Origin of the sequence: Agrobacterium sp. NPDC058088 (assembly GCF_042885035.1) — a bacterium.
Taxonomy (GTDB): domain Bacteria; phylum Pseudomonadota; class Alphaproteobacteria; order Rhizobiales; family Rhizobiaceae; genus Agrobacterium.
Genome location: NZ_JBHVSU010000013.1, coordinates 13032 through 35026 on the forward strand (window position 1 = coordinate 13032; position 21995 = coordinate 35026).

Genomic DNA, 21995 nt, shown 5'->3' on the forward strand with positions numbered 1-21995 from the left:
CCGCAAAGGTGTTCCACCATGCTGGCTAGGCTCAGGACTGGTTAAATTAGAGCCAGAAGATGACTGCTGCGGCGATACATATGCTTGAGAAGAATGTGTGGGCGCAACGGTCGTATCTTGTGTGGATCCTGCGCCAGTCCTTGAGTTTGCCGAACATGTTTTCGATCTTGTGGCGCTTTTTATAGAGCACCGGATCATGCGGGATAGAGACCTTACGGTTTGCCCGCGATGGAATGCAGGCGGTGATCTTGCGTGCGGCCAAAGCGTCTCGAAACCAGTCCGCGTCGTAGCCTTTGTCGGCCAGCAGGGCCTTGGCCTTGGGAAAGGCGTCGATCATCTTCGCTGCTCCCTTGTAGTCGCTCATCTGCCCTTCGCTTAAAAGCAGGATGAGCGGTCGGCCGTGACCGTCGCAGACGGCATGCAGCTTGGAGTTTAGGCCGCCTTTGGTGCGTCCGATACGTCTGGGAACATCCCCTTTTTTAGCAGGCTGGCTGCGGTGCGATGGGCTTTCAAATGGGTGGCATCGATCATCAGTTGCTCGGGTTTGCCCCGTTTGGCGGTCAGTTCGGCCAAAATCCGGTTGAACACGCCGAGCCTGCTCCAACGGATGAAACGGTTGTAGATCGTCTTGTGCGTACCATATTCCCGGGGCGCGTCACGCCATCGCAACCCATTGCGCAAGACGAAGATGATGCCGGTCAGGACCAGCCGATCATCAACACGCGGCACCCCGTGGGACAAAGGAAAATATGGCTCGATCTGACGCATCTGCGCCTCAGACAACAACAGCAAATCGCTCATCGCGGTGACCTCCGTTCGATCCAAATGAATCAAAGCCATCGCAACAAGGCAAGCTATTTAATAGGTCCTGAGCCTAGATCCATCAAGTTCGAAACAAGCAAGAGCGCGCGCCCGTTGCTCACGACAACTTCTGGATCGATACTCACAAGATCAGTCCATTGAGGGGGAAGCGGCCATATGGCGCCATCTAGGTGTCGATGCGGGAATCACCGCCCTTGTTGATCCGTATCGCAGGTCAAGTTGAATTCTTTTATAACAACGAAATGGCCACGCAATAAACCAAGGTTCGTTTGCAACTCGGACAATGCTTCTGCAAGAAGTTCCTTCGCGCTTTTATCCCTAGCGGACACGTCCATTTTATGAAGTCGAGATCGGCTCGGAAATGTGATGATCAAGGCCATGATTATCAGTCATCCTTTCCAGGCAGTTATGCCGCCGCGACGCAGGTAGCGCTGTCCTTGTCAAACATGCGCTCAAGATTGAGAAAGCACATCATTCCGCTATCCTGCACAATTATTCCATCCGAATAGTCGGTTCCTGTGGAGATACCGATATCGGGAACTGGTTGTAACAAGGATGAGGCGATCGTCAGAATGTCGGACACACGATCGACGACCAGGCCCATGGCCACGCCGTTGACCTCCGCCACGACGATGGCACTACGTTCGGTTGGCTCCGTACTGCGCGTGCCCAACTTCAGCGCAAGATCGATCATCGGAATGACCATGCCACGAAGGTTCATGATCCCGAGAACCTCGGCAGGAGCATGCGGGATTGGCTTTGCGGGTCCCCATCCGCGAATCTCGCGGATGGTTGTCGTGCGGACGCAAAATTCCTGATCGTGGAGCCGGAAGGCGATGATCTCGAGTGTTTCGCCGGTCATATTGTTATCGTGGGAACCGAACATCAGAACTCCGCCCATTCTTCCTGCTTCACGGCAGCGTTGCCGTGCGCGACAGGCCGGCTTGACGACGCTGGTGCGCGGCGCGGCGATGCCATGGCGGATGCCGTCTGGCGAAGAGCCGTTGCGTGCGATCCGGCACTCCCGCCCAGTTGAAAATGGCTGATCAGTTCACGCAGGCGCCCTGCTTCGCCGGCAAGCGTGGCGCTGGCTGCATTGCTTTCTTCGACCATGGCCGCATTCTGCTGGGTCACCTGGTCCATCTGGTTGACGGCCGTGTTCACCTCGGCAAGACCGACGGATTGCTCGCGCGCCGACGTGGCGATTGCGTCCATGTGCCTGTTGACGGTGACGATATAGCCCTCGATGGTCTTCAGGGCTTCGCCGGTTTCGCTGACCAGCTTGACCCCGCTCTGCACTTCCACGGACGAATTGCGGATGAGCTCCTTGATTTCCTTGGCGGCCTGGGCAGAGCGTTGTGCGAGCTCACGCACCTCCTGGGCCACAACGGCGAAGCCTTTACCGGCATCGCCGGCTCGCGCTGCTTCGACACCGGCGTTCAACGCCAGAAGGTTGGTCTGAAAGGCGATCTCGTCGATGACGCCGATAATGTTGGAGACCTGGTTGGAGGACTGCTCGATCTTCTGCATGGCATCGACCGCATTGGCGACCACCTTGCCCGACTGAGCGGCGCTGCTGTTGGCGTGTGCTGCAACAGTTCGTGCTTCGTCGGCACGTTTGGACGAGTTCGAGACATTCGCGGTGATCTGATCCAGTGCTGCTGCGGTCTCTTCCAGCGAGGCAGCCTGCTGCTCGGTGCGCTTGGACAGGTCTTCCGCCGACTGGCTGATCTCGCGGGTGCCGCTGTCGATCTGCGTCGTTGCCTGCGCAACCGCGCGCAGCGTTTCGCCCAACTGGCCCACAGCACCATTGAGATCATGACGCAGAGCTTCGAAATCCGGGGCAAAGGCATCATTCAGCTGAAAACCGAGATCGCCGGCCGCAAGACGACGCAGGCCTGTCGCCAGACCCGATGTGGCTTCCTGAAGGCGCTTCTGGGCTGCCGCTTCTGCTTCTTCCCGCAAGCGGATCCGGTCGGATTCGGCCTGGACCCGGGCTGCTTCGGCTTCCTGTTCCAGCCGCTTGTTGCTGATGGCAGCCTGACGGAAGACTTCCACGGCGCCGGCCATTTCGCCGATCTCGTCGGCGCGGCCCGCAAAGGGAATGGCCTTGTCCGAATCGCCGCCCGCAAGATCGGTCATGGACGCCGTTATTCTGCCGATCGGTCGCGAAATGCCCGTCACGGCGAAGTAGATTGCGCCGAAGACGATGGCGAAGATAAAGGCGATGGCGGCGTATGTGACCTTCACGGTCGAGGCGAAATTGGCGACGCTATCGACACTTGCCTTGGTTGCGGCATCCTTGTTGACGGCAACGAGCTTGTCGATTTGATCGGCCATGGCATCGGCGATGGGAGACATTTCCGTGTTCATGACGACCTTGGCGTCGTCGTCCTGTGACGCCGCGGAAAGCTTGACATATTTTTCGCCGCTTTTTCCCAGAAGCGCGAGATTGTCGCGCAAGCCGGCAATCAGTGCGCGGTCGCCATCATCAAGACCGAGCGCCTCGTAATTTTTGAATTCGGTGTCGATGCGCGTCGTCTCGCGATTGATGGATGCCTCTGCCTCATCCTGCGTCTTCTGGTCCGATGCCGCGAGATGCTCGAGATAGGCCACGCGCAGATCGGAAAGCGCCGTGTCGATTTCCTTCGCCGACGTGACGCTCGGCAACAAATTGCCCGAGAGATCGGTCACGTTCTCGTTTGTTGACGTCAGCGACTGCAGGGAAAAATACGAGAAAGCAGCAATTGCGACCGCAACCGCACTGAGAATGCCAATAAGCGCAGTTTTGATTTTAGGACGGGACATAACGGTCTACATTCCAGGTTCGACTTTTTTGCACCATGGTGGAAATAGCCACTAAGCAAAGTCATTCTGCCGAGGGCGACTGATGGACGGACTACATTCCGTTCCTGTCCAACCGAGGCGACGCGGACTAAACCCTGCGTTTGGAACGATTTTCAAAGGTTAGACTAAAAAGAAAAATCTAATTTAAAATTAACTCTACTGACCACGTACGGCGCTACACGGACGACAGCTGAAAAAGCGGCTGCAGAGATCGGCAAGTGGTCACTGTGTTGATTTCCACTGAGAGCTGACCCTGCACAACCTGATATTTCCATTGAGAATTGACCCATGTTTCAACCGTCCCCTGCGTGTTTACAGCGGGGGCTCTGGAGTGATCGACATGGCGTTACTGAGCGTGATCCGGCGCTGGCATTTTCGAGAGCATCTATCGATCCGGGAGATTTGCCGTAGAACCGGCTTATCCCGGAATACCATCCGCAAATATCTGCGGGCCGGCGGCGTGGAGCCGAAGTTCAAGGTGCCGGAGAGACCGAGCAAACTTGATCCGTTTGCGGATCGGTTGTCGGCTTGGCTGAAGACGGAATCCAAGAAGGGCCGCAAACAGAAGCGGACGGTGAAGCAGTTACATGCTGACTTGGTCAGCCTCGGTTATGAGGGGTCTTACAATCGCGTGGCGGCATTTGCTCGGGAATGGCGCGATGATCGTCATAGGGAATTGCAAACGACAGGCCGCGGAACATTTGTGCCCTTGGCGTTCGAGCCAGGTGAAGCCTTTCAGTTCGATTGGTCAGAAGACTGGGCGATCATCGGCAATGAGCGCACCAAGCTGCAGGTCGCCCATACGAAGCTGAGCTACTCCAGGGCCTTCATGGTTCGGGCCTATCTCCTGCAGACGCACGAGATGCTGTTCGATGCCCATAATGATGCCTTTCGTGTATTCGGTGGTATTCCCGGCCGTGGCATCTACGACAATCTATGGACGCCTCCCGAGCGAGATGAACATTTGGCGGCACTCGGCATTGGATGCGTGAATCTATCCGGCCTATCGCTGGAGCGATCACGCTCCTGGCCTTGATGGGAGTCGCTACCTCTGTCCTCATAACATGATCGACCTTTGTGGCCTTGTCGTAGATCAGGATCCGAAGCTGCGGTCCGTGCCGTTACGCCATCAGTTCTTACTCGCATTCATCATTGCCTCATAGGCAACGATTGGCAATCGACTATTGTGCGGCATAGCGCTCCTGTCGCGTGAGCAAAGCCCATGCTACCCGCGCGGTCTTGTTGGCAAGCGCCACGATCGCTTTGTTAAATCCGCGGCGAGCGACGAGCTCTTTCAGCCACTGAGATCGGCTATCGCCGTGACTAGCAAGTCGGCTGATAACTGCGCGTGCACCATGGATCATCTGGCGACGTAGATAATGGTTCGCTCGGCGACCAATTCCGCCAAGCCGTGGTTTGCCGCCAGTCGTATATTGTCGCGGGACCAGCCCGATCCATGCCGCCAGCTCTCGCCCGGATTTAAAGTGACGTCCGTCCTCAACGCTAGCAACGAGTGCCGTTGCAATGATCGGACCGACGCCTGGCAATTCGGACAGACGACGGCAATCTTCTCGTTCACGGCAGATCACGCTAATCTTCGTGTCGAGTTTGGCGACCCTTCCATTTACATCGGTGAGCTGGTCGAGGAGTTCGAGGAATAACTCGCGCCCGAGATCGGAAAGAGCTCCATTCTTAACGGCTAACGGAGCTTGGGCAGCAAAGCGCCACGGTCCCTGCGGTAAAACGATTCCATATTCAGCGAGAAGGCCGCGTGCGTGGTTGATCAGGGAGGTACGCTGAACAATCAGACGTTCTCTTATTCTATGAAGCGACTGAAGGTCTTGTTGCGCGGTCGATTTGACCGGTACAAACCGCATAGTCGGGCGTGTTGCAGCTTCATAGATCGCTGCGGCATCGACCGCATCGTTTTTGGAGCCGCGTACATAAGGCTTTACGAAGCGAGGACTGATCAGCAGAATTTCTCGCCCATCAGCCTTGAATTGCCGCCCCCAATGATGAGCGCTGGCACAGGCCTCCATCGCGACCGTCTTTGGAGCGATCACTTTCACCATCTCAGCCAACTTCGATCGGCTGACCTTACGCGAAAGAATATTGCCATCCGAAGCGATACTGTGCAGATGGAATGACGATTTTCCAAGATCGATGGCTAGCAGTTCGAATGTCATGACTTCCTCCTTTTGTTGGCCCTTCATTGTGAAGGTTCGGAGGGAGGCGTCCATCCCATAATATGAAGACGGCGATCGACAAGGTCGGCCGTGGCAAGGAGCGCGACGTCAACGTGCGCTTTCGGGCGATGGCCAGCCACTATGTATTCGAGCCGGAGTTCTGCAATCCTGCTTCTGGTTGGGAGAAGGGGCAGGTCGAGAAGAACGTTCAGGATTCGCGTCATCGGTTCTTTCAACCTGTTCCGCGTTTTGCATCACTCGAAGCCCTGAACGATTGGCTCGAGCTGCGATGCAGAGAGTTTTGGGCAACGACACCTCACGGCCAGATGCGGGGCACGATTGCTGATATCTGGGCTGAGGAAGCGCCGGCTCTCATGCCTGTTTCCAGACCGTTCGACGGGTTCGTTGAATACACAAAGCGTGTCACGCCAACCTGCCTCGTACATCTGGAGCGCAATCGCTACAGCGTTCCGGCATCCTTTGCCAATCGGCCGGTGAGCCTGCGGGTCTATCCGGATCGTATCGTTGTTGCCGCCGAAGGTCAGATCGTCTGCGAGCATCGCCGCGTCATCGATCGTTCCCATGACCAGCCGGGACAGACCATCTATGACTGGCGGCATTATCTGGCCGTCGTGCAACGCAAGCCTGGTGCTCTTCGTAATGGCGCTCCGTTCACCGATCTTCCCGAGGCATTCCGGACCTTGCAGCAATATCTCGTGAAGAGGCCGGGAGGCGACCGCGAGATGGTCGACATCCTGGCGCTCGTTCTCCAGCACGACGAGCAGGCCGTATTGTCGGCCGTGGACATGGCGCTGAAGTCAGGTGTTCCGACAAAGACGCACGTGCTGAACCTGCTGCATCGTCTCGTCGACGGCAAGTCATTCACGCCGCCCACCGTAGACGCACCGCAAGCCTTGATGCTCACCAATGAGCCTAAAGCCAATGTCGAGCGTTACGACGCCCTGAGAAAGACGGAGGTGCGTCATGCGTCATAACCCGGCAAGCGGCGCCATCGTCATCATGCTACGAAGCCTGAAGATGCACGGAATGGCCCAGGCCGTCGGTGAACTGACCGAGCAAGGCGCACCGGCGTTCGAGGCGATCATTCCGGTACTTTCACAGCTGCTCAAGGCCGAGACAACAGAGCGCGAGGTCAAGGCAACCGCCTACCAGCTCAAGTCCGCGGCCTTCCCTGTCTACCGTGATTTGAATGGCTTCGACTTCACAAACAGCGAAGTCAACGAGGCGCTCGTGCGCGACCTTCATCGCTGCGACTTCCTCGCTGATGGCCACAACATCGTGCTCATCGGCGGACCTGGTACAGGCAAAACGCATATCGCCACGGCGATCGGCGTCCGGGCCATCGAGCATCATCACAAGCGGGTTCGCTTCTTCTCCACCGTTGAGCTGGTCAATGCGCTTGAGCAGGAGAAAGCGCAGGGACGTTCGGGCAAGATCACCAAACGTCTTCTCCGTTGCGATCTGGTCATCCTCGATGAGCTCGGCTATCTCCCGTTCAGTGCATCCGGTGGCGCACTGCTCTTCCGTCTTCTGAGCAAGCTTTATGAGAACACAAGCGTTATCATCACGACCAACCTCAGCTTCAGCGAATGGGCCAGCGTCTTCGGTGACGCCAAGATGACCACCGCACTGCTCGACCGTCTCACCCATCAATGCCACATCCTTGAAACGGGAAACGACAGCTTTCGCTTCAAGAACAGCTCAGCACATGCACCTAAAACGACGAACGAGAAACGGAGGAACTTGACCAAGACGACCAACACGGAAGATATCTAAAGGCGGGTCAATTCTTGGTGGAAATACCGGGTCATGTATGGATGCCCCCGTTCATGCAAGCAGTTCTTCGAGCGGTTTTGAACGTGTGATCGGGTGCGGTCATGTATCAGGCCTGTTGTGCGGCTCGAGGACGACCGCTGGCCGGTATGGAGCTACGCGGATCTGGTGCAAAATCAGCTCTACGAGCTCGTGGCTCACTGACCCGGATGCATGCTCAGACCCACTCTCACCGATGTTCGTCCTTACCGTTCGCTGACCTCCTCACACGCCGACGATCCGTCCTGACTTCAGCTCAACACTTACTACGCTGCAGCCAGAGCGGAATCCTTGTAATCTTCGTTCTTGGTCATCATTGCCCAGATGGACCGAGCCATTTTGTTGGCGAGGGCGATCGCAACGAGCATACCAGGTTTGCGCGCCAGCATTCGTGCCAGCCACGAGTTCTCGGGTGGAGCTTTCCGGCATGCCCATCGAATGACGGTCATCGCGCCGATGATGAGAAGCCGACGGATGTCGCGTTGTCCCATCTTGGACGTTCGGCCGAGCACCTGCTTCCCTCCGCTCGAGTGCTGTTTTGGCACCAAGCCGAGCCAGGCTGCAAAATCTCGTCCCCTTCTGAAGGTCACCATGGTGGGCGCGAAAGCCTCGACTGCCATTGCCGTAATCGGTCCCATTCCGGGCATGGACATAAGGCGGGCGGCGCTCTGCGAGCGCTTCGCTTCAGATCTGAGCGCCTTTTCCAGCGAAGCGATCCGAGAAGAGAGCACCCCTATCTGGTCCAGATACAGTCGAGCGGTCTCCACAACGATAAGGTCGAGGCCCTTGCCGTGATCTTCAACAATCTCCGTCAACAAGGTTAGGTTCGCAATTCCCTGCGGTGCAATGACGCCTTGCTCGGCCAGATGTGCGCGAAGGGCATTGATAAGCTGCGTTCGCTGACGGACGAAGAGGTCTCGCGTCCGGAAAAGCATGGAGCAGGCCTGCTGGGATTCAGTCTTTGGAACGACGAACCGCATTGACGGCCGGGTTGCTGCTTCAACGATCGCTTCTGCGTCGGCCGCATCATTCTTCTGCCGTTTGACAAAGGGCTTGACGTAGGCCGGCGGGATCAAGCGAACATCATGGCCAAGTTTGCCGATCTCACGCGCCCAGTAATGCGCGGTGGCACAGGCCTCCATAGCAACCGTGCATTTGGGCAGTTCCGTAAAGAAGGTGATGACTTGCCCGCGAGACAGTTTCCTGCGCAGGACCACGCTTCCATCGCTTTTGGCGGCATGAACCTGAAACACCCGCTTTGCTATGTCCAGGCCGACGATGCTAACTTCCTTCATGGATGCTCTCTCCTCTAAGTGACGTTCTGGCGAACATCACTCTGGCACATTGCGATGCCATCGGGAGGGGGCATCCACTCCATCAGCCCTCAGTGGAAATCAACAAGCTTGCCCGCAAAGAGAGTCCATACCATAGATAAGCGAACAAATAAAGAACAACGCAACAATGTTTGTGCTTTGTTCTTATATAACGCCCCATGCCCGAAACCTCCCCCTCCCCGTCATCTCGCGAAGGCCGAGCTCCTGAACGATGCGCCGCGCCGCCTGCGGCGTGACGTCGAGCGTCTTGGCCACCATTCCGGCCGATACCAACGGTCTTGCCATCACCAGTTCGACTAGTTCCGGCAGCTTTGAAGACGTCCGGCGCCCGTCCAGCTTTCGGTCCATCATTGTCCTCGCCAGTGTCAGCCGGTCATGTTCTTTGATGCCGATCTCGGCCGCCGCCAAAAGACCGTGGGCGATGGCGAGCAGCCGGGTTTCCCGGTCGCGATGCCGGCGCCGATCGACGGGTATGGTTTTCAGGCCGAGATTGATGGCGGCGAGATGGGCACCGGTGGTGATGCCGGCCTGGCGCAAGATCGACGCGGCCAACAACCGACCAAGCCATGGCGCGTGCTGCAGGACGGATAGTTCGTTCCAGGCATCGAGGGCAATGATCGCCTGCAGCACCGCCGGCAACTCGTTGGCCCGGCGCAGCACGCCATGCCATTCGTCGAGCCGGGCATCTTCGTCCCAGTCGAGATCGTAGACCATCGGGTCCTTTTCGGACGGCCTGTTGCCACCGTCACGGGCGGGTCGCCGAGCGTGTTCAATGGCCGCTTCGGATCGTGCGAGCAGCGCATCAATGGCGGCATAGTCGACGCCGGGCAGATTTTCGGCCTCGTCATCATCGTCCCCCTCCCCTTCCCGATCGAACAGGGCCGCAGGGCGAATGACACCGGCCGTGCCCACTTCGGTCGCACCGATCGACGTGATCTCGGATGTCTGTCGCAGCGTTCGAACACCCTCTACGGACAGTGCCTAATCCGGCGATTGCCCAGCGATCCGCCGGCGGGTGCGCAGCACGTCGCGAGCGATGGTGAGTTCGTGGGTCGGGGTGCGGATATCTTTTGTGGCGTCGTGGAGGACAAGGTCTTCGAGATGGACAAGTTCGCCGTCGATCCACAGCGAGGCGCAGGCGTCGGCGAAACTTTGCCGCTCGAGGAAACCGGCTTCGACGGATGAACGGGCGATCCGCTCGTCGAGACGGGTGAACGCGACACCGGCTGTCGCTTTTACTTCCGAACTTCAAACGCTGAAGCGTCATATGGCGGTGATGTTTACGAGCTATTGACGACCATGTTTTCCGTTAACGACTTCAAAGATCGCGATTTTTGCCCAGACAACTGCACAAACGGGCTGGTGCACCCCTCAGCACCCATTCTGACGAAGCATGGTCGTCGGCACGCCGTGTCGCTCGTGAGCTCGACAGAATTCTCGAATTTTCAGAGCCGCGAGGAGCGTCAATAAGCCGGGCAGCGCGCGAACTGCGCATCTCGACACGCCAGGTCTATAATCTGCTGGCTCGATACCGTCTTGATCGAACCGTGACATCGTTACTGCCCAGACTTGGCGAAGTTCGAAGAAAGCGCCTGGACGAGCGGATCGAGACAATCATCGCCACAACTCTGCGCGAGCAGTGGCTGGTCATGGAGGCACCGCCGTTGGCTCCCGTTGTGGCAGAGATACGCGCACGTTGTGAAGAAGCAGGGATTGGTCTTCCATCTTACGTCACTGTGGCCCGGAGAATCCCCTTGTTGTTCAGCGCCGAGGAAATTGCAAGACGGCGGTCCGCGAACCCGAAACACCTGCGACGGCTCCAGCCACGCCCCGGATACATTCACGCTGAACGACCCCTTGACGTTTGCCAGATCGACCATACGCCGACCGACATCAACTTCATCGAGGTGGTCGAGAATGGAGGTACATTTGTCGGGAGGGCTTATCTCACGATTGTCACTGATGTGGCTACCCGCTGCATCCTGGGCTTTTGCCTCACGCTTGAGAAACCTTCTTCCCTGTCAGTCGCGCTGTGCCTGACCCAGCCGATGTGTCCAAAGGAAGAGTGGTTGGCAGAACGAGCAATTGGACATGCCTGGCCGATGTTCGGTCGACCACGGTCTCTGGTTACAGATTCCGCCAAGGAGTTCAAAGGGCACGCTTTCCAACGTGGATGCGAGGATTTCAGCATTGCAATCAGGTACCGGGATTCCGGCCGTGTTCATCAAGGCGGGGTGGTCGAACGGATTATTGGCAAGCTCAACGGAGTTCTTGCCGCGCAACCGGGATCGACTGGTCGGTCTGTCGCAGATCGTGACGGCTATCCCGCGCAGCGCCGGGCTCGCCTCACCTTCAGCGATCTCGAACGCTGCATCGCGCTTGCTGTAATCGATCATTATACTCAGGAAAACGCGAAGTCTTTGCGCGTTCCCGAGACAGAATGGGAGCGGCGATCCAAAGATCTGCCGATCTTCAACGATGATCCGATGCGGGTCCTTCTGGCATTCCTGCCAGGAGTTCGCAGACGTCTTTCACCGCAAGGGGTCAGTCTCTTTGCACTGGACTATTATGCATCGTGGCTTGGTAGCTTGCTCCCGCGACGCGACAGGATGGAAAAGCTCGACATACGCTACGATCCGCGTGACATCAGCCATATCTACATCCGGGATACTGAAACCTCAGTCTACCGTCCGGTCGGTAGACGAGACGGTTTGGTGGCGCCCATCACGAAATGGGAGCATGAAGCCCAGCGCTCCTATATGCGGGCCACCAATGCGCGCCCGGAGGTGGAGAAGGTGCGGATCCGCCGGCAGATTGCCGAAATTGCTGCCGCCCCGGTCTCCAGAAAGGCCGGACTGCGCGACGCAGTTCGCCGCTCTCACGCCGTGCAACCTGCAAAACCCTATGAAGAGATGGATCCGTCAAAGTTCGAGACGACAGAGCATCCGGTGCGGCAAAAGCGCCGGCTTCCGGTCGAGGACTGGTAGAATGGCCAATCATCTTCTCGACCGTGTCCGCCCCTTTCTCGAGCGAAGCATGGAGGACCGGGTCTCCTACATCATGGCAGCGCGGTGGATTGGGCATCGTTCCGCAATAGAGGCGCATGAGCGCCTCACAGAGCTTCTTGTTCGTTCCCCGACCCGGCGTACGCGGGGGCTGATGCTTGTCGGACCTTATGCAAACGGCAAGACGATGATTGCTGAACGGTTTGCTGTCAAACATCTCAACGCGGCCGAACAGCAAAGGGTATGGATTGTCCAGACGCGCGAAGGGGCAGGGCTTGCTCAGTTCTATGGAAGTGTATTGCAGGCGCTACGAGCTCCGGTCGCGCGGAGCCGGGATGTCAATCGCAAAGCCGAGCAGATCGACCATCTGCTGATGCCCTCAAACCAAGGATTCTCATTTTTGACGAGTTTCATAACGCCCTTTGAGGGCGGGCTCGTGACATCGAGGCGGTCCTTGCGTTTCTGAGAAGAATCGGGCGCCAGTTCGATATTTCCCCGGTGCTGATCGGCGAGGTCGCCATCTACGACATCATAAACGAGACGAGCGAGATGGCGAGCCGGTTTTCCCTCCAGGCAGTGCCGCGATGGCAGTATGACGAAGACTACCTCACCCTTCTCGACAGTCTGGAATCCGCCCTACCCCTTGCCCGCATTTCGGATCTTTCGGACGAACCGCTCGCGCGCAAAATCTTCACGCTTTCCGAGGGACTGATCGGAGAGATCGTGGCGATCGTCTCCGCGGCGGCGGCAAACGCCGCGAGATCCGGCACAGAGCGAGTTACAAAAGCGGGACTATGTGATCTGAACTACATTCCACTCTCGAAACGGCGCCGTGCCCCGATGCATGATTGCTTGCTGTGACCAGTAGAATTCTCAACACGGGTTTTCACATCGAAGTAACCGAACGATATCACAATCTGATTGGTGATCGATGGCCTGTGGTGATAAAGCCGCAACCTGACGAACTGGTGTCGAGCTGGATTCACAGGCTCGCGATCGCAAACGGCATAGCACCACTGCAACTCGCCTTTCTTCTGGATCTCGGGGGTGGAATGTGGTCGGCGCGTCTTGACCTCAAACTCCCGATCAAATTGGTAGATCGCCTCGCCATGCTGACAGGTCTTCATTCGGAAACGATTTTGAGCATGGTTGTCACCGAAGCGGCGATAACGTCCTTGATGTTTCCGCTGCGCAAACAGGCAGGTTCGAATCAATCGGTCTGGTTACAGTATTGCTCCTTTTGTCTGGCCGGAGATGGGGTCCCTTATTTCCGCCGCCAATGGCGGCAGGCATCGCGCGTTTCCTGCTTCACCCATGGTCATGGCCTTCGCGATCGGTGTCCCGCCTGCCGCACCGGTATCATCGCCTTCTCGCAAACTGCGGTCATCCCGCAACATTTCTGCGTGCGGTGTGATTTCGATCTTCGTTGGGCTCCCCGGGCCCAAATAAGCAGGGCCGCTCGGCATCTGGAGCGCGCTATAGAGGAAACCCTGACGGTAGAGAAAACGAATGACAGGGGTACTATCGGAAAACTGGTTCAGCGCGTGTTACAGGTACCGTTACTGGCAGGAACAACTGGAGCAAAAACTCTCACGAACCTTTCGACTTCAGCACGTATTCGTTGCTTTGAGCAGCTTTCTATTCAGCCTCGTCATTGGACGCAGAACGATATCAAAGCAGCGATCGCAGATTGGCGGAAGATGAAACTTGCCGGTGACGGCAATCAGAACATAGTCCCGTTTCCCGTAAATTGTCTTCAGCGCCTCGAATGCCAGAAATCACCCCGCTCAGTCCTTGTGGATTCTGATCGCGTCGAACTATTCAGGTCGTTCTGGTTGATAATGCAGGCCGGGAAGAGAGCCAAAGTACGCAGAAGAAATACGTCGAATATTTAATCTGCTGAGTCAGCCGTCGCGCTGCTGGTGTTGGGCTGGTTATTCCAAGGGAGCTGCCAGCATTTTTGAAGAGAATGTCCGTTGCCCGTTCGGAAGCGAAGCCGCCTCGGCCAGCACGTTAGCTGGATCATTTCGATTATGCAGATGCTGGAGCAGGCACGTCTATTGCGGATAAAGTGGACCAATACCGCGAAAGCTATGGTACGATGGCAGGTCCCGACCGTGAGCTTGGCGTGAGTGCGATTGGACGACATACTTCAGCAGCGTACGGCGGAACCTCTGCAGAATATCAGCTCTCGATTCGCATGGTGGAGATGAGCTTTTCGCGCTGCTCTAAAGTCTGCATTGCCTGCTCTCCGAGTTCGTGCGCGACGAGATTGAGGAGGCCTTCACAAAAAACGATGTAAGCGCCCATACTATTACTAAAGAAGCTGCTGTTGTGCGGAACGAAGAATGCATGTGTCGATGCCGACACCAGCGGCGACGAGCGCGCATCAGTAACGGCTATAACAAAGAGACCACGCTGGTTTGCAATGCCGGCAATGTCCGCGACGCTGCGTGTATATGGAGCACAGCTTGCGACAACGACCACATCGCCCGGTTCGAGCTGCGAAAGGGCCTCCGCCTCGCCGAGCCGTAGTGCATCGAGGGGAGCGACATCGCGTCGCAACATGCCTAAGCCATACGCAAAGAAGCTGGCAAAAGCATGGAACTGGCGTACCCCGTGAATGCGGATGCGACGTGCATGGCTAAGCAGACGAGCTGTCTCTTTCAGAGACGCTACATCCAGTTGCCTGAGAAATCCGTCGATATTCGCCTTGGTCTCGGCGCCGAGACGTTCGAAGATATGGATCTCTTCCTCGGATCCCTGGTTGACGGAAAGAAGCTTTCCAGCCTGCCGACTATAAAAGTACCGGTCATCGTCAGCGATTGCCTGCCGGAACACGCTTTGAAAGTCGTTGAAACCAGCAAAGCCCAGCTTTTTTGACAGTCTCGTCAGGGTCGATGCGTTTATGCCGAGCCCGGCCGACAATTCCGAGATTGTACGAACAGCTGTCTGCTCCGGCGCTTCAACCAGTCTCGATAAAACATCAAGGGCTTTGCCACTTAGAGATATATCGGCAGTGTCACGATTGATGCTGACGGTGAGTTGCCGCAGTTCGTCGATCGTTCGCGGTTTGGAGGTTGATGCGGTGTCAATCGACGATGCCATACGGAAAGCCTTGTTCAAACGGATATTATGACTGCCTCCTCGAAGGAAAATCGGGGTAGCGCATATGCCCTATCATAGACGCGCCACGCAACGTTATCGCTTTTGATCTCGAACACGGCCGTCGCCAGAGTGTTTTCATCATCCGGGTCGTCTGGCTGATCACGATATACAGGCAACGCCTCGTTCTGTTGGTCCCAGAGGATCGCCATCGGGTCCGTCATATGCGTTGTCCTCGCCAGGATACGATCGCCACAGCACTGCCGCGACTGCGATGAGCCCGTTATGATTTGCGCTTCACCGTGCATGCCGTCATGAACAAGATGATTGGCGTGGACGGATTGGACGCCGATGGTATGGACGGAGCAAGCTTTGTGCGTGAATTCGACACCTACAATTCTAGCGTCTCCCGCGCACGCCAGCGTCAGGTGGAAGGCTCCGGCTCGTTTTGACTTGGAAATGAGAGAAGCAGCCTCATCGACACTGCCGCAGTCGAGAATGGCACGCGTGAGGATCATACGCGGCAGACCCTGCCCCGATGCCTGCGAGCGGATGTTGTTGACGGTCAGGACAAGGCCGTTTTCATTAACCGCGAATGTATGGCCCGGAATCGATGCGGGATAGACGAACGCCGAATACGCCTTTCCAATGTTGGGCGTGACCCTGACGATCGCGCATCCGCCTCTCAAGCCCGGATCACCATCTTCATTGTGCGCCACGATCGGTTCCGGACCTGGCATCTGCACGGTTGTGCAGCCATCCGGCGCCATCGCCCAGACATCGCCGCGGCAGTTCCAGGCGAACACGTCGTCGAAAGGTAGTTCAAGTCCCTCCGAAAGCCCCTGCAGCTCCTGCAGATAGGTCGGGTATCGCTGTGCGACCGCCGTTTTTGCCGCTTCGACGATCAAGCAATTCCTCTGATTGATGACAGTCGCCCAAGCCTGTGTCTTCTTCAGATATCCGTGGACGCTACGGGCACCGTGGCGGCCGAGTTGAACGCCGATATCGTAGGCCGACCCAGCGAGGGAAAGCAGCGGGAGATGATTATTAGTATCAGTTAACATGCTGCAGGAACTCGCGTAGGCGTGGATTTTCAGGATTGTCGAGAAGGACCGCCGGATCGCCATCAACGGCGATGCTGCCGCCTTCCATGAAAATCAGCCGCGTACCTACCTTGCGGGCGAAGCCGATCTCGTGGGTTACCACGATCATGGTCATGCCTTCTTCGGCGAGAGATTGCATAACACGCAGCACCTCATGACGCAGTTCAGGGTCGAGCGCGGAGGTCGGTTCGTCGAACAGCATCAGCTTCGGCTTGACGGCCAGCGCCCGGGCGATTGCCACCCGTTGCTGCTGTCCTCCAGACAATTCAGAGGGATAATGATGTCCGCGATCGGCAAGACCTACTTTGGCAAGAAGGTCCTGCGCCTGATCCCGCGCTTCCGCTTTGCTCAGACCGCGCACCTGGCGCGGCCCGAAGGCAACATTTTCAAGCGCGGTCATCTGCGGAAACAGGTTGAACTGCTGGAAGACCATGCCCGCTTCCTGACGGACCAGCCGGACTTTCGACCGTCCTTCCCTAACGCTGATACCATCGACCAGCAGCTCACCTCCGTTGATGGCTTCAAGCGCATTGATGCAGCGCAGCAGCGTCGATTTACCGGACCCCGAGGGGCCAATGAGAACCACAACCTCGCCGGCGTCGATACTGAGATCGACATCCTTCAGGACAGAGACCGGACCGAAATTCTTGGTGACCTTTCTGAATTCGACGATACTCATAAGATGCGCATCCTTTTTTCGGTGACCCGCAGGGCGAAGGTCAGGGTCCCGGTCATGATGAGATAGAGGATCGCAACTGCCGACCAGATTTCCACGGCGCGGAAATTCGCCGCCATGATTTCCTGGCCCTGCCGGGTCAGTTCGCCGACACCGATCACGATGAACAGCGAGGTATCCTTCAGGCTGACGATGAACTGATTGCCCAGGGCCGGGATCATCCGGCGGAACGCCAATGGCCCGATGATGTAGACAAGAACTTTCCAGACCGGCAGGCCAAGCGCCAAACCAGCTTCTCTGAGCCCTTTGTGGACGGAAATAAACGAGCCACGGACGATCTCTGCAATGTAGGCGCCAGCATTGACGATAATCGCGGTGATGGCGGCCGTGATAGGATTGATGCGGATATCCGCGAGCATTGGCAGCGCGAAATAGATGAACATTACCTGCACGATGATCGGCGTGCCGCGTACCAACTCGACATAAACGAAAGCGATCGTGTTGACGACGATGTTGCCATAGGCGCGCATGAGACCTGCGGCCATGCCGATAATCAACCCACCCGCGAGCCCGGCGACCGCGATCAGCACGGTAAGGCGGGCACCTTTCAAGAGTTCCGGCAAAGCCTGCCAGATGACGGACCAGTCAAAATCCATGGGTCTTTCCTTTGGAGCGAAGGAGCGCCGGCAAAGCCGGCGCCATGATGAAGAGAGATTATTTTGCTGGTGGTTCGGTCCCAAACCACTTCTTGTAGATCGTGACGTAAGTGCCGTCCGTCTTCAGCTTGGCCAGCGAGGTGTTGACCTTGGTGACGAGATCACTGCCCTTTGGAAACGCCATGCCGTATTCCTGCGCCATCATCTGCGCGCCGACCGATTTCACTTTACCCTGTCCGTTGGTCTTGATGTAGTAAAGCACGTTCGGCGTATCGTGCATCGCTGCATCGGCGCGGCCTGTCGCCACTTCCAAATAGGCATTGTCGCCATTGGGGAACAGACGAAGCTCGGTATCCTTGAAATTTTCCTTCGCGTAATCGGTGGCCGAGGTTCCCGTTTTCACGGCAAGCGTCTTGCCTTTGAGATCTTCCGGTCCCTTGATGGCGCTATCGGCAGGCACCATCAGCAGGAAACCGCTGTCATAGTAGCCGTCGGAAAAGTCGATGACCTTCTTGCGATCTTCCTTGATCGTGATGCCGGCGAGACCGACATCGATCTGTTTGGTCTGAAGGGCAGGAATGATGCCGTTGAAATCCATCGGCTGCAGCGTGTAGGTGACGCCAATGTCCTTGGCGATCGCATCCCAAAGGTCGATGTCGAAGCCGACATATTTGTCGCCTTGCTTGAACTCGAAAGGCACGAATGCGGTATCTGTGGCAACGACCAGGTCGGCCGCCCGTACGGGGAGCGCGAGTGCGATCGTCGCCGCGACGGCTGCTCCAAGCAGGTATGACAGTCTCAGTTTCATGTGAGTTCCCCTTTTTTTGGCAAAGGCATTGCCTTTGTCTTCGATCAACAGCCGCAAATATATAGTGCTTTTAAATGTATGTCGCATTCAATATTTGCACATTCGTGACACGGGTCTGCAGAACGTGCCGAAAAAGGTGGCACTCTTTATCGGCAAAGCCGCATCCCGATCAGTCGCCTTAACCGGCTGTTTCCTATTATTTATCGGTAACTCAAGCGGTTAGTCCGAAGCGCCATTTCATACTAGAAAACCGCCCGATGCGGATGCGCCTGGAAAATATTCAACTCGACGAAATATGATCCATATGAACCACAAAATTTAATCACGAAACAAATAGATCACAAATTGTTACAGGGGTGCTTAAAGGCAGGATTTTCGATCCAAACGCACCTTACAACCGGAATGCAAGATAGATGCTGCGCAGTTCCAGGGGACGCCCTGCGATAGGCGTCCTCGAATTGTGTGGGCTTCAGTGCGTGAGAATCTTGGCGAGAAAGGATTTCGCCCGGTCGCTTGTCGGATTTTCGAAAAATGCCTGCGCCGATGCCATTTCCACGATTTCGCCAGCGTCCATAAAAAACACTCGGTTTGCAACGCGGCGCGCAAATCCCATCTCGTGGGTCACGCACACCATGGTCATTCCCTGACCGGCAAGCTCGGTCATCACCTCCAGAACTTCGTTGACCATCTCCGGATCAAGGGCTGACGTCGGTTCGTCGAACAACATCACTTCCGGGTCGAGCGCCAAGGCACGGGCGATCGCGACGCGCTGCTGTTGGCCGCCCGAAAGCTGGGCGGGGTATTTGTGAATATGGTCTGCGAGCCCGACTCGCTTGAGAAGCGAGACGGCCTTGGCTTGCGCCACCGCTTTTGGCCGCTGCAACACCTTTGTCTGAGCGATCGTGACATTGGAGAGCACCGACAAATGCGGGAAAAGCTCGAAGTGCTGGAACACCATGCCGGTATATTTCCGCAGCTCCGCGACGTTCTTAGTCGCTGGCGTGATACGAAAGCCGCCGACCACGATCTCACCGGCGTCGATGGTCTCGAGGCCGTTGATAGTCTTGACAAGCGTGCTCTTGCCGGATCCGGATGGTCCGCAAATGACGACCACTTCTCCGCGCCTGATGGTCGCCGAGCAGTTTTTCAGCACTTCGAAAGTGCCATAGCTCTTCTTGATGGAATTCAGTTCAATCATGGACGGGCTCCATAGGTCAGGCGGCCTTGCAGGGTTTTGACGAGTTGCGACGCGGCAAAGCAGAAAATGAAGTAGATCACGCCGACCGTCAGATACATTTCTACCAGCCGGAAATCGCGCTGGGCGATTTTCGTGGCGGCGCCCAGAAGATCGGTGGCCGAGATCACGTAGACGAGGGAGGTATCCTGAAACAGGATGATCGTTTGCGTGAGGAGGATCGGGAGAACGTTCCGCATCGCCTGTGGGAAGATGATGTAGACGTATGCCTGAAACCTGGTGAAGCCGAGGGCTTCCGATGCGGAAAACTGGCCGGGTGAAATCGACCGGAGGCCTGCCCGAACGATCTCCGAGAAGTAGGCGGCTTCGAACAGAACGAAGGTGGTGAAGACCGTCATCGATGCGCCGACCGGAACCGGCCTGCCGCTACCCGTGATCCAACCGATCGCCCAAGGGACAAGGAAGAATACCCAGAAGATGACGAGGATCAGCGGCAGTGAACGCATGATCGTCACGTAACCGGTAGCAAGCGTCGAGATAAACCGGTTCGGGGACAAGCGCGCCACTGCGAGAAGAGAACCGAAGACGATACCACCGACAAATCCAACGACAGTGATCTGGATGGTGAACCAGAAGCCTTGCAACAGGTAAGGCCAGGCGGCCAGAAGCAGGGAGAAATCGAACGAAGTCATGGTTTGCGTCCTCCCGACAAGCCGGGAATTTGCATGAGCCGTTCGATGCGGCTCATTATCTGCCAGGCGCAGAGCGCAATGATCAGATAGGCGACCGTGACGATGCCGAAGGCCTCGAACGTGCGGAAGGTGTTCTCATTGATCTCACGCGCCGTTGCGGTCAATTCGACCAGCCCGATCGTCAGCGCCACAGACGTGTTCTTGAAGATTGTCATGAATTCATTGCTGAGCGTCGGCAAGATGATGCGGAACGCCTGCGGCAGCAGGACCAGACCGTACAGTGCTGGCCGGTTGAAGCCGAGGGCAAAGGCGGCCTGCGCCTGGCCTGCCGGTAGCGCCTGCAGGCCTGAGCGAACTTGCTCTGCGATGCGCGCCGACGTGAACAAGCCGAGGCAGACGAGGGCTGGAACAAAGCTGCCCCAGGGCGGGGACATCTGCTTCATCGCGCTTCCAAGCGCCGCGGGCAATAATTCCGGCAATACGAAATACCACAGGAACATCTGCACGAGCAGGGGGACGTTGCGGAAAAGCTCCACGTAAATGCGTGCCAGGCCGGGGAGAAAACGCCCCGGCAGTGTCCGGAGAACCCCGACCGCCGTACCTGCTACAAGCGCGATCAGCCACGCTCCGATTGCGAGCGAGAGCGTCCAGACGAGACCGTTGAGAAGCCAGTCGATATATCGGCCGGCCCCGTCCGGGGTCGTTTCAAACAGAAGTGACATGGCTTCCCCTGACTTTTTTTGGAAGGCGGAACGTTCAAACTGATCGCTCCGCCTCGATCTGTTACTGGCCGTTGGCCTTGTCGCTTGGCGTCTTCACCAGTGCCTTCAGCTTGTCGGACATGGGGAATTCCAGATTGATGCCCTTCGGCGGGATCTTGCTTTCGAACCATTTGGTGTAGAGCTTGTCATAGGTATCGGATTGCATTGCCGCGACCAGCGCGTCATCGACAAGCTTCTTGAATGACGGATCGCTCTTCGAAATCATCAGGCCGTAGGGATCACTCGGAAAGGCATCCGACAGGAAAGTCAGAGACGCCGGGTCCTTGGCATTGGCCTTGAGTCCTGCAAGGAGAATGTCATCCTCCATGAAGGCTGAGGCGCGGCCCGTCTGAACGAGCAGGAAGGATTCCGCATGATCCTTGCCCTGCAGGATGCTCATGCCGAGGTTTTTCTCAGTGTTGAGCCTGGCGACAAATTGCGATGTGTTGGTACCCTGCGTCACGGCTACGGTCTTGCCTTTCAGATCGTCGGTCGTATTCACCCTCGCGCTGGCAAGCGCAATCCATTTGAACTGCGGGGCGAAGGTCGTGACAGAAAATGCCACTTGGGCCTGGCGCGGAATGGTGTTCGCAGTCGAGCCGCATTCGATGTCGACGGTGCCATTTTCGACCAGCGGAATACGGTTGGAGGAGTTGACCGGTTGATAAACGACCTTGAGGTCGGGCAGTGACAGGTCCGCCTTCAGCTTGTCGACCACCAGCGTGCAGAGATCGATGGAAAACCCGATCGGCGTCTGACTGTCGTCGAGATAGGAAAGTGGAACCGAGCTTTCACGGTGGCCGATCGTGATCGTCCCGGTATCCTTGATCTTTTGCAATGTCGGGCCAAGATCGGCAGCTGTGGCCGTTTGGGCAACGCAGGTCAGCAGAAGGCATGAGGCCGCGAGGCCCCTGACGATGTTCATCATGGCTTTTTTAGTCCTCTCTGGATGACGTCTCTCGATGCGCGCTT

16 protein-coding genes and 5 pseudogenes are annotated in these 21995 nt (G+C 56.9%); 6 read left to right on the forward strand and 15 right to left on the reverse strand.

Annotated elements, in window-relative coordinates; translation table 11 throughout:
* Window positions 1-46 precede the first annotated feature (46 nt).
* From ACFVTJ_RS23105 to ACFVTJ_RS23115, 3 genes are all read right to left on the reverse strand, one after another.
* A protein-coding gene (locus ACFVTJ_RS23105) for an IS5 family transposase (protein WP_386910903.1) occupies window positions 47-801 on the reverse strand; the annotation gives its coding sequence in 2 pieces (ribosomal slippage) (window positions 47-468 and window positions 468-801; 756 coding nt in all).
* A gap of 427 nt (window positions 802-1228) precedes the next feature.
* Window positions 1229-1708: a chemotaxis protein CheW gene (locus ACFVTJ_RS23110; RefSeq protein WP_386910904.1), complete on the reverse strand. Its 480-nt coding sequence runs from the start codon at window positions 1706-1708 to the stop codon at window positions 1229-1231.
* A complete protein-coding gene (locus ACFVTJ_RS23115; protein WP_386910905.1) occupies window positions 1708-3630 on the reverse strand; it encodes a methyl-accepting chemotaxis protein in 1923 nt (640 codons plus the stop codon). Before ACFVTJ_RS23115 ends, ACFVTJ_RS23110 begins: the two co-directional genes overlap by 1 nt.
* A 379-nt stretch (window positions 3631-4009) precedes the next feature.
* Between ACFVTJ_RS23115 and istA the strand changes: the two are divergent.
* Window positions 4010-4624 (forward strand): annotated as a pseudogene (gene istA / locus ACFVTJ_RS23120) (IS21 family transposase); the annotation flags it as partial.
* A gap of 174 nt (window positions 4625-4798) precedes the next feature.
* Here istA and ACFVTJ_RS23125 read toward each other — a convergent pair.
* A pseudogene (locus ACFVTJ_RS23125) lies at window positions 4799-5780 on the reverse strand (IS110 family transposase).
* Between the two features lie 134 nt (window positions 5781-5914).
* Between ACFVTJ_RS23125 and ACFVTJ_RS23130 the strand changes: the two are divergent.
* Window positions 5915-6850: pseudogene (locus ACFVTJ_RS23130) on the forward strand (IS21 family transposase); the annotation flags it as partial.
* Window positions 6840-7652 carry an IS21-like element helper ATPase IstB gene (istB, locus tag ACFVTJ_RS23135; RefSeq protein ID WP_386910906.1) on the forward strand — a complete coding sequence of 271 codons (813 nt, stop codon included), beginning with the start codon at window positions 6840-6842 and terminating at the stop codon, window positions 7650-7652. The pseudogene ACFVTJ_RS23130 and the gene istB, both read left to right, overlap by 11 nt.
* A gap of 302 nt (window positions 7653-7954) precedes the next feature.
* On the opposite strand, the gene ACFVTJ_RS23140 is transcribed toward istB, so the two are convergent.
* Both ACFVTJ_RS23140 and ACFVTJ_RS23145 read right to left on the reverse strand, forming a co-directional pair.
* Window positions 7955-8983 (reverse strand): IS110 family transposase, encoded by a 1029-nt coding sequence (locus ACFVTJ_RS23140; protein ID WP_386910907.1) that lies wholly within the window; start codon window positions 8981-8983, stop codon window positions 7955-7957.
* A gap of 183 nt (window positions 8984-9166) precedes the next feature.
* A pseudogene (locus ACFVTJ_RS23145) lies at window positions 9167-10249 on the reverse strand (RHE_PE00001 family protein); the annotation flags it as partial.
* A gap of 107 nt (window positions 10250-10356) precedes the next feature.
* On the opposite strand from ACFVTJ_RS23145, the gene ACFVTJ_RS23150 reads away from it, so the two are divergent.
* The 3 genes and pseudogenes from ACFVTJ_RS23150 (at window position 10357) to ACFVTJ_RS23160 (ending at window position 13922) form a co-directional block, all read left to right on the forward strand.
* The gene (locus ACFVTJ_RS23150) at window positions 10357-12009 is read left to right on the forward strand and encodes a Mu transposase C-terminal domain-containing protein (protein WP_386910908.1); all 1653 of its coding nucleotides are present in this window, start codon (window positions 10357-10359) and stop codon (window positions 12007-12009) included.
* A 1-nt stretch (window position 12010) separates the two neighbouring features.
* A pseudogene (locus ACFVTJ_RS23155) lies at window positions 12011-12888 on the forward strand (TniB family NTP-binding protein).
* Entirely contained in the window at window positions 12885-13922 is a 1038-nt protein-coding gene (locus ACFVTJ_RS23160; protein ID WP_386910965.1) for a TniQ family protein, read from the forward strand. The pseudogene ACFVTJ_RS23155 and the gene ACFVTJ_RS23160 overlap by 4 nt, the downstream one beginning before the upstream one ends.
* Before the next feature lie 289 nt (window positions 13923-14211).
* Here ACFVTJ_RS23160 and ACFVTJ_RS23165 read toward each other — a convergent pair whose 3' ends face one another.
* The 9 genes from ACFVTJ_RS23165 to ACFVTJ_RS23205 all read right to left on the reverse strand — a co-directional run bounded on the left by ACFVTJ_RS23165 (window position 14212) and on the right by ACFVTJ_RS23205 (window position 21951).
* Window positions 14212-15135, reverse strand: a complete 924-nt coding sequence (locus tag ACFVTJ_RS23165; protein WP_386910909.1) for a MurR/RpiR family transcriptional regulator — start codon at window positions 15133-15135, stop codon at window positions 14212-14214.
* Between the two features lie 14 nt (window positions 15136-15149).
* Window positions 15150-16196 carry a C45 family autoproteolytic acyltransferase/hydolase gene (locus ACFVTJ_RS23170; protein ID WP_386910910.1) on the reverse strand — a complete coding sequence of 349 codons (1047 nt, stop codon included), beginning with the start codon at window positions 16194-16196 and terminating at the stop codon, window positions 15150-15152.
* Window positions 16186-16914: a glutamine ABC transporter ATP-binding protein GlnQ gene (glnQ, locus tag ACFVTJ_RS23175; protein ID WP_386910911.1), complete on the reverse strand. Its 729-nt coding sequence runs from the start codon at window positions 16912-16914 to the stop codon at window positions 16186-16188. Before glnQ ends, ACFVTJ_RS23170 begins: the two co-directional genes overlap by 11 nt.
* Window positions 16911-17567: a glutamine ABC transporter permease GlnP gene (gene glnP, locus ACFVTJ_RS23180; RefSeq protein ID WP_386910912.1), complete on the reverse strand. Its 657-nt coding sequence runs from the start codon at window positions 17565-17567 to the stop codon at window positions 16911-16913. The genes glnQ and glnP overlap by 4 nt, the downstream gene beginning before the upstream one ends.
* A 58-nt stretch (window positions 17568-17625) precedes the next feature.
* Entirely contained in the window at window positions 17626-18375 is a 750-nt protein-coding gene (gene glnH, locus ACFVTJ_RS23185; RefSeq protein WP_386910913.1) for a glutamine ABC transporter substrate-binding protein GlnH, read from the reverse strand.
* 469 nt (window positions 18376-18844) lie between these two features.
* On the reverse strand, window positions 18845-19573 hold the full coding sequence (locus ACFVTJ_RS23190; protein ID WP_386910914.1) for an amino acid ABC transporter ATP-binding protein: 729 nt from the start codon (window positions 19571-19573) through the stop codon (window positions 18845-18847).
* Complete coding sequence (locus ACFVTJ_RS23195) at window positions 19570-20262, reverse strand: amino acid ABC transporter permease (protein WP_386910915.1); 693 nt, start codon at window positions 20260-20262, stop codon at window positions 19570-19572. The genes ACFVTJ_RS23190 and ACFVTJ_RS23195 overlap by 4 nt, the downstream gene beginning before the upstream one ends.
* Window positions 20259-20984: an amino acid ABC transporter permease gene (locus tag ACFVTJ_RS23200; RefSeq protein WP_386910916.1), complete on the reverse strand. Its 726-nt coding sequence runs from the start codon at window positions 20982-20984 to the stop codon at window positions 20259-20261. The genes ACFVTJ_RS23195 and ACFVTJ_RS23200 overlap by 4 nt, the downstream gene beginning before the upstream one ends.
* Before the next feature lie 61 nt (window positions 20985-21045).
* Entirely contained in the window at window positions 21046-21951 is a 906-nt protein-coding gene (locus tag ACFVTJ_RS23205; RefSeq protein WP_386910917.1) for a transporter substrate-binding domain-containing protein, read from the reverse strand.
* Window positions 21952-21995: the final 44 nt, after the last annotated feature.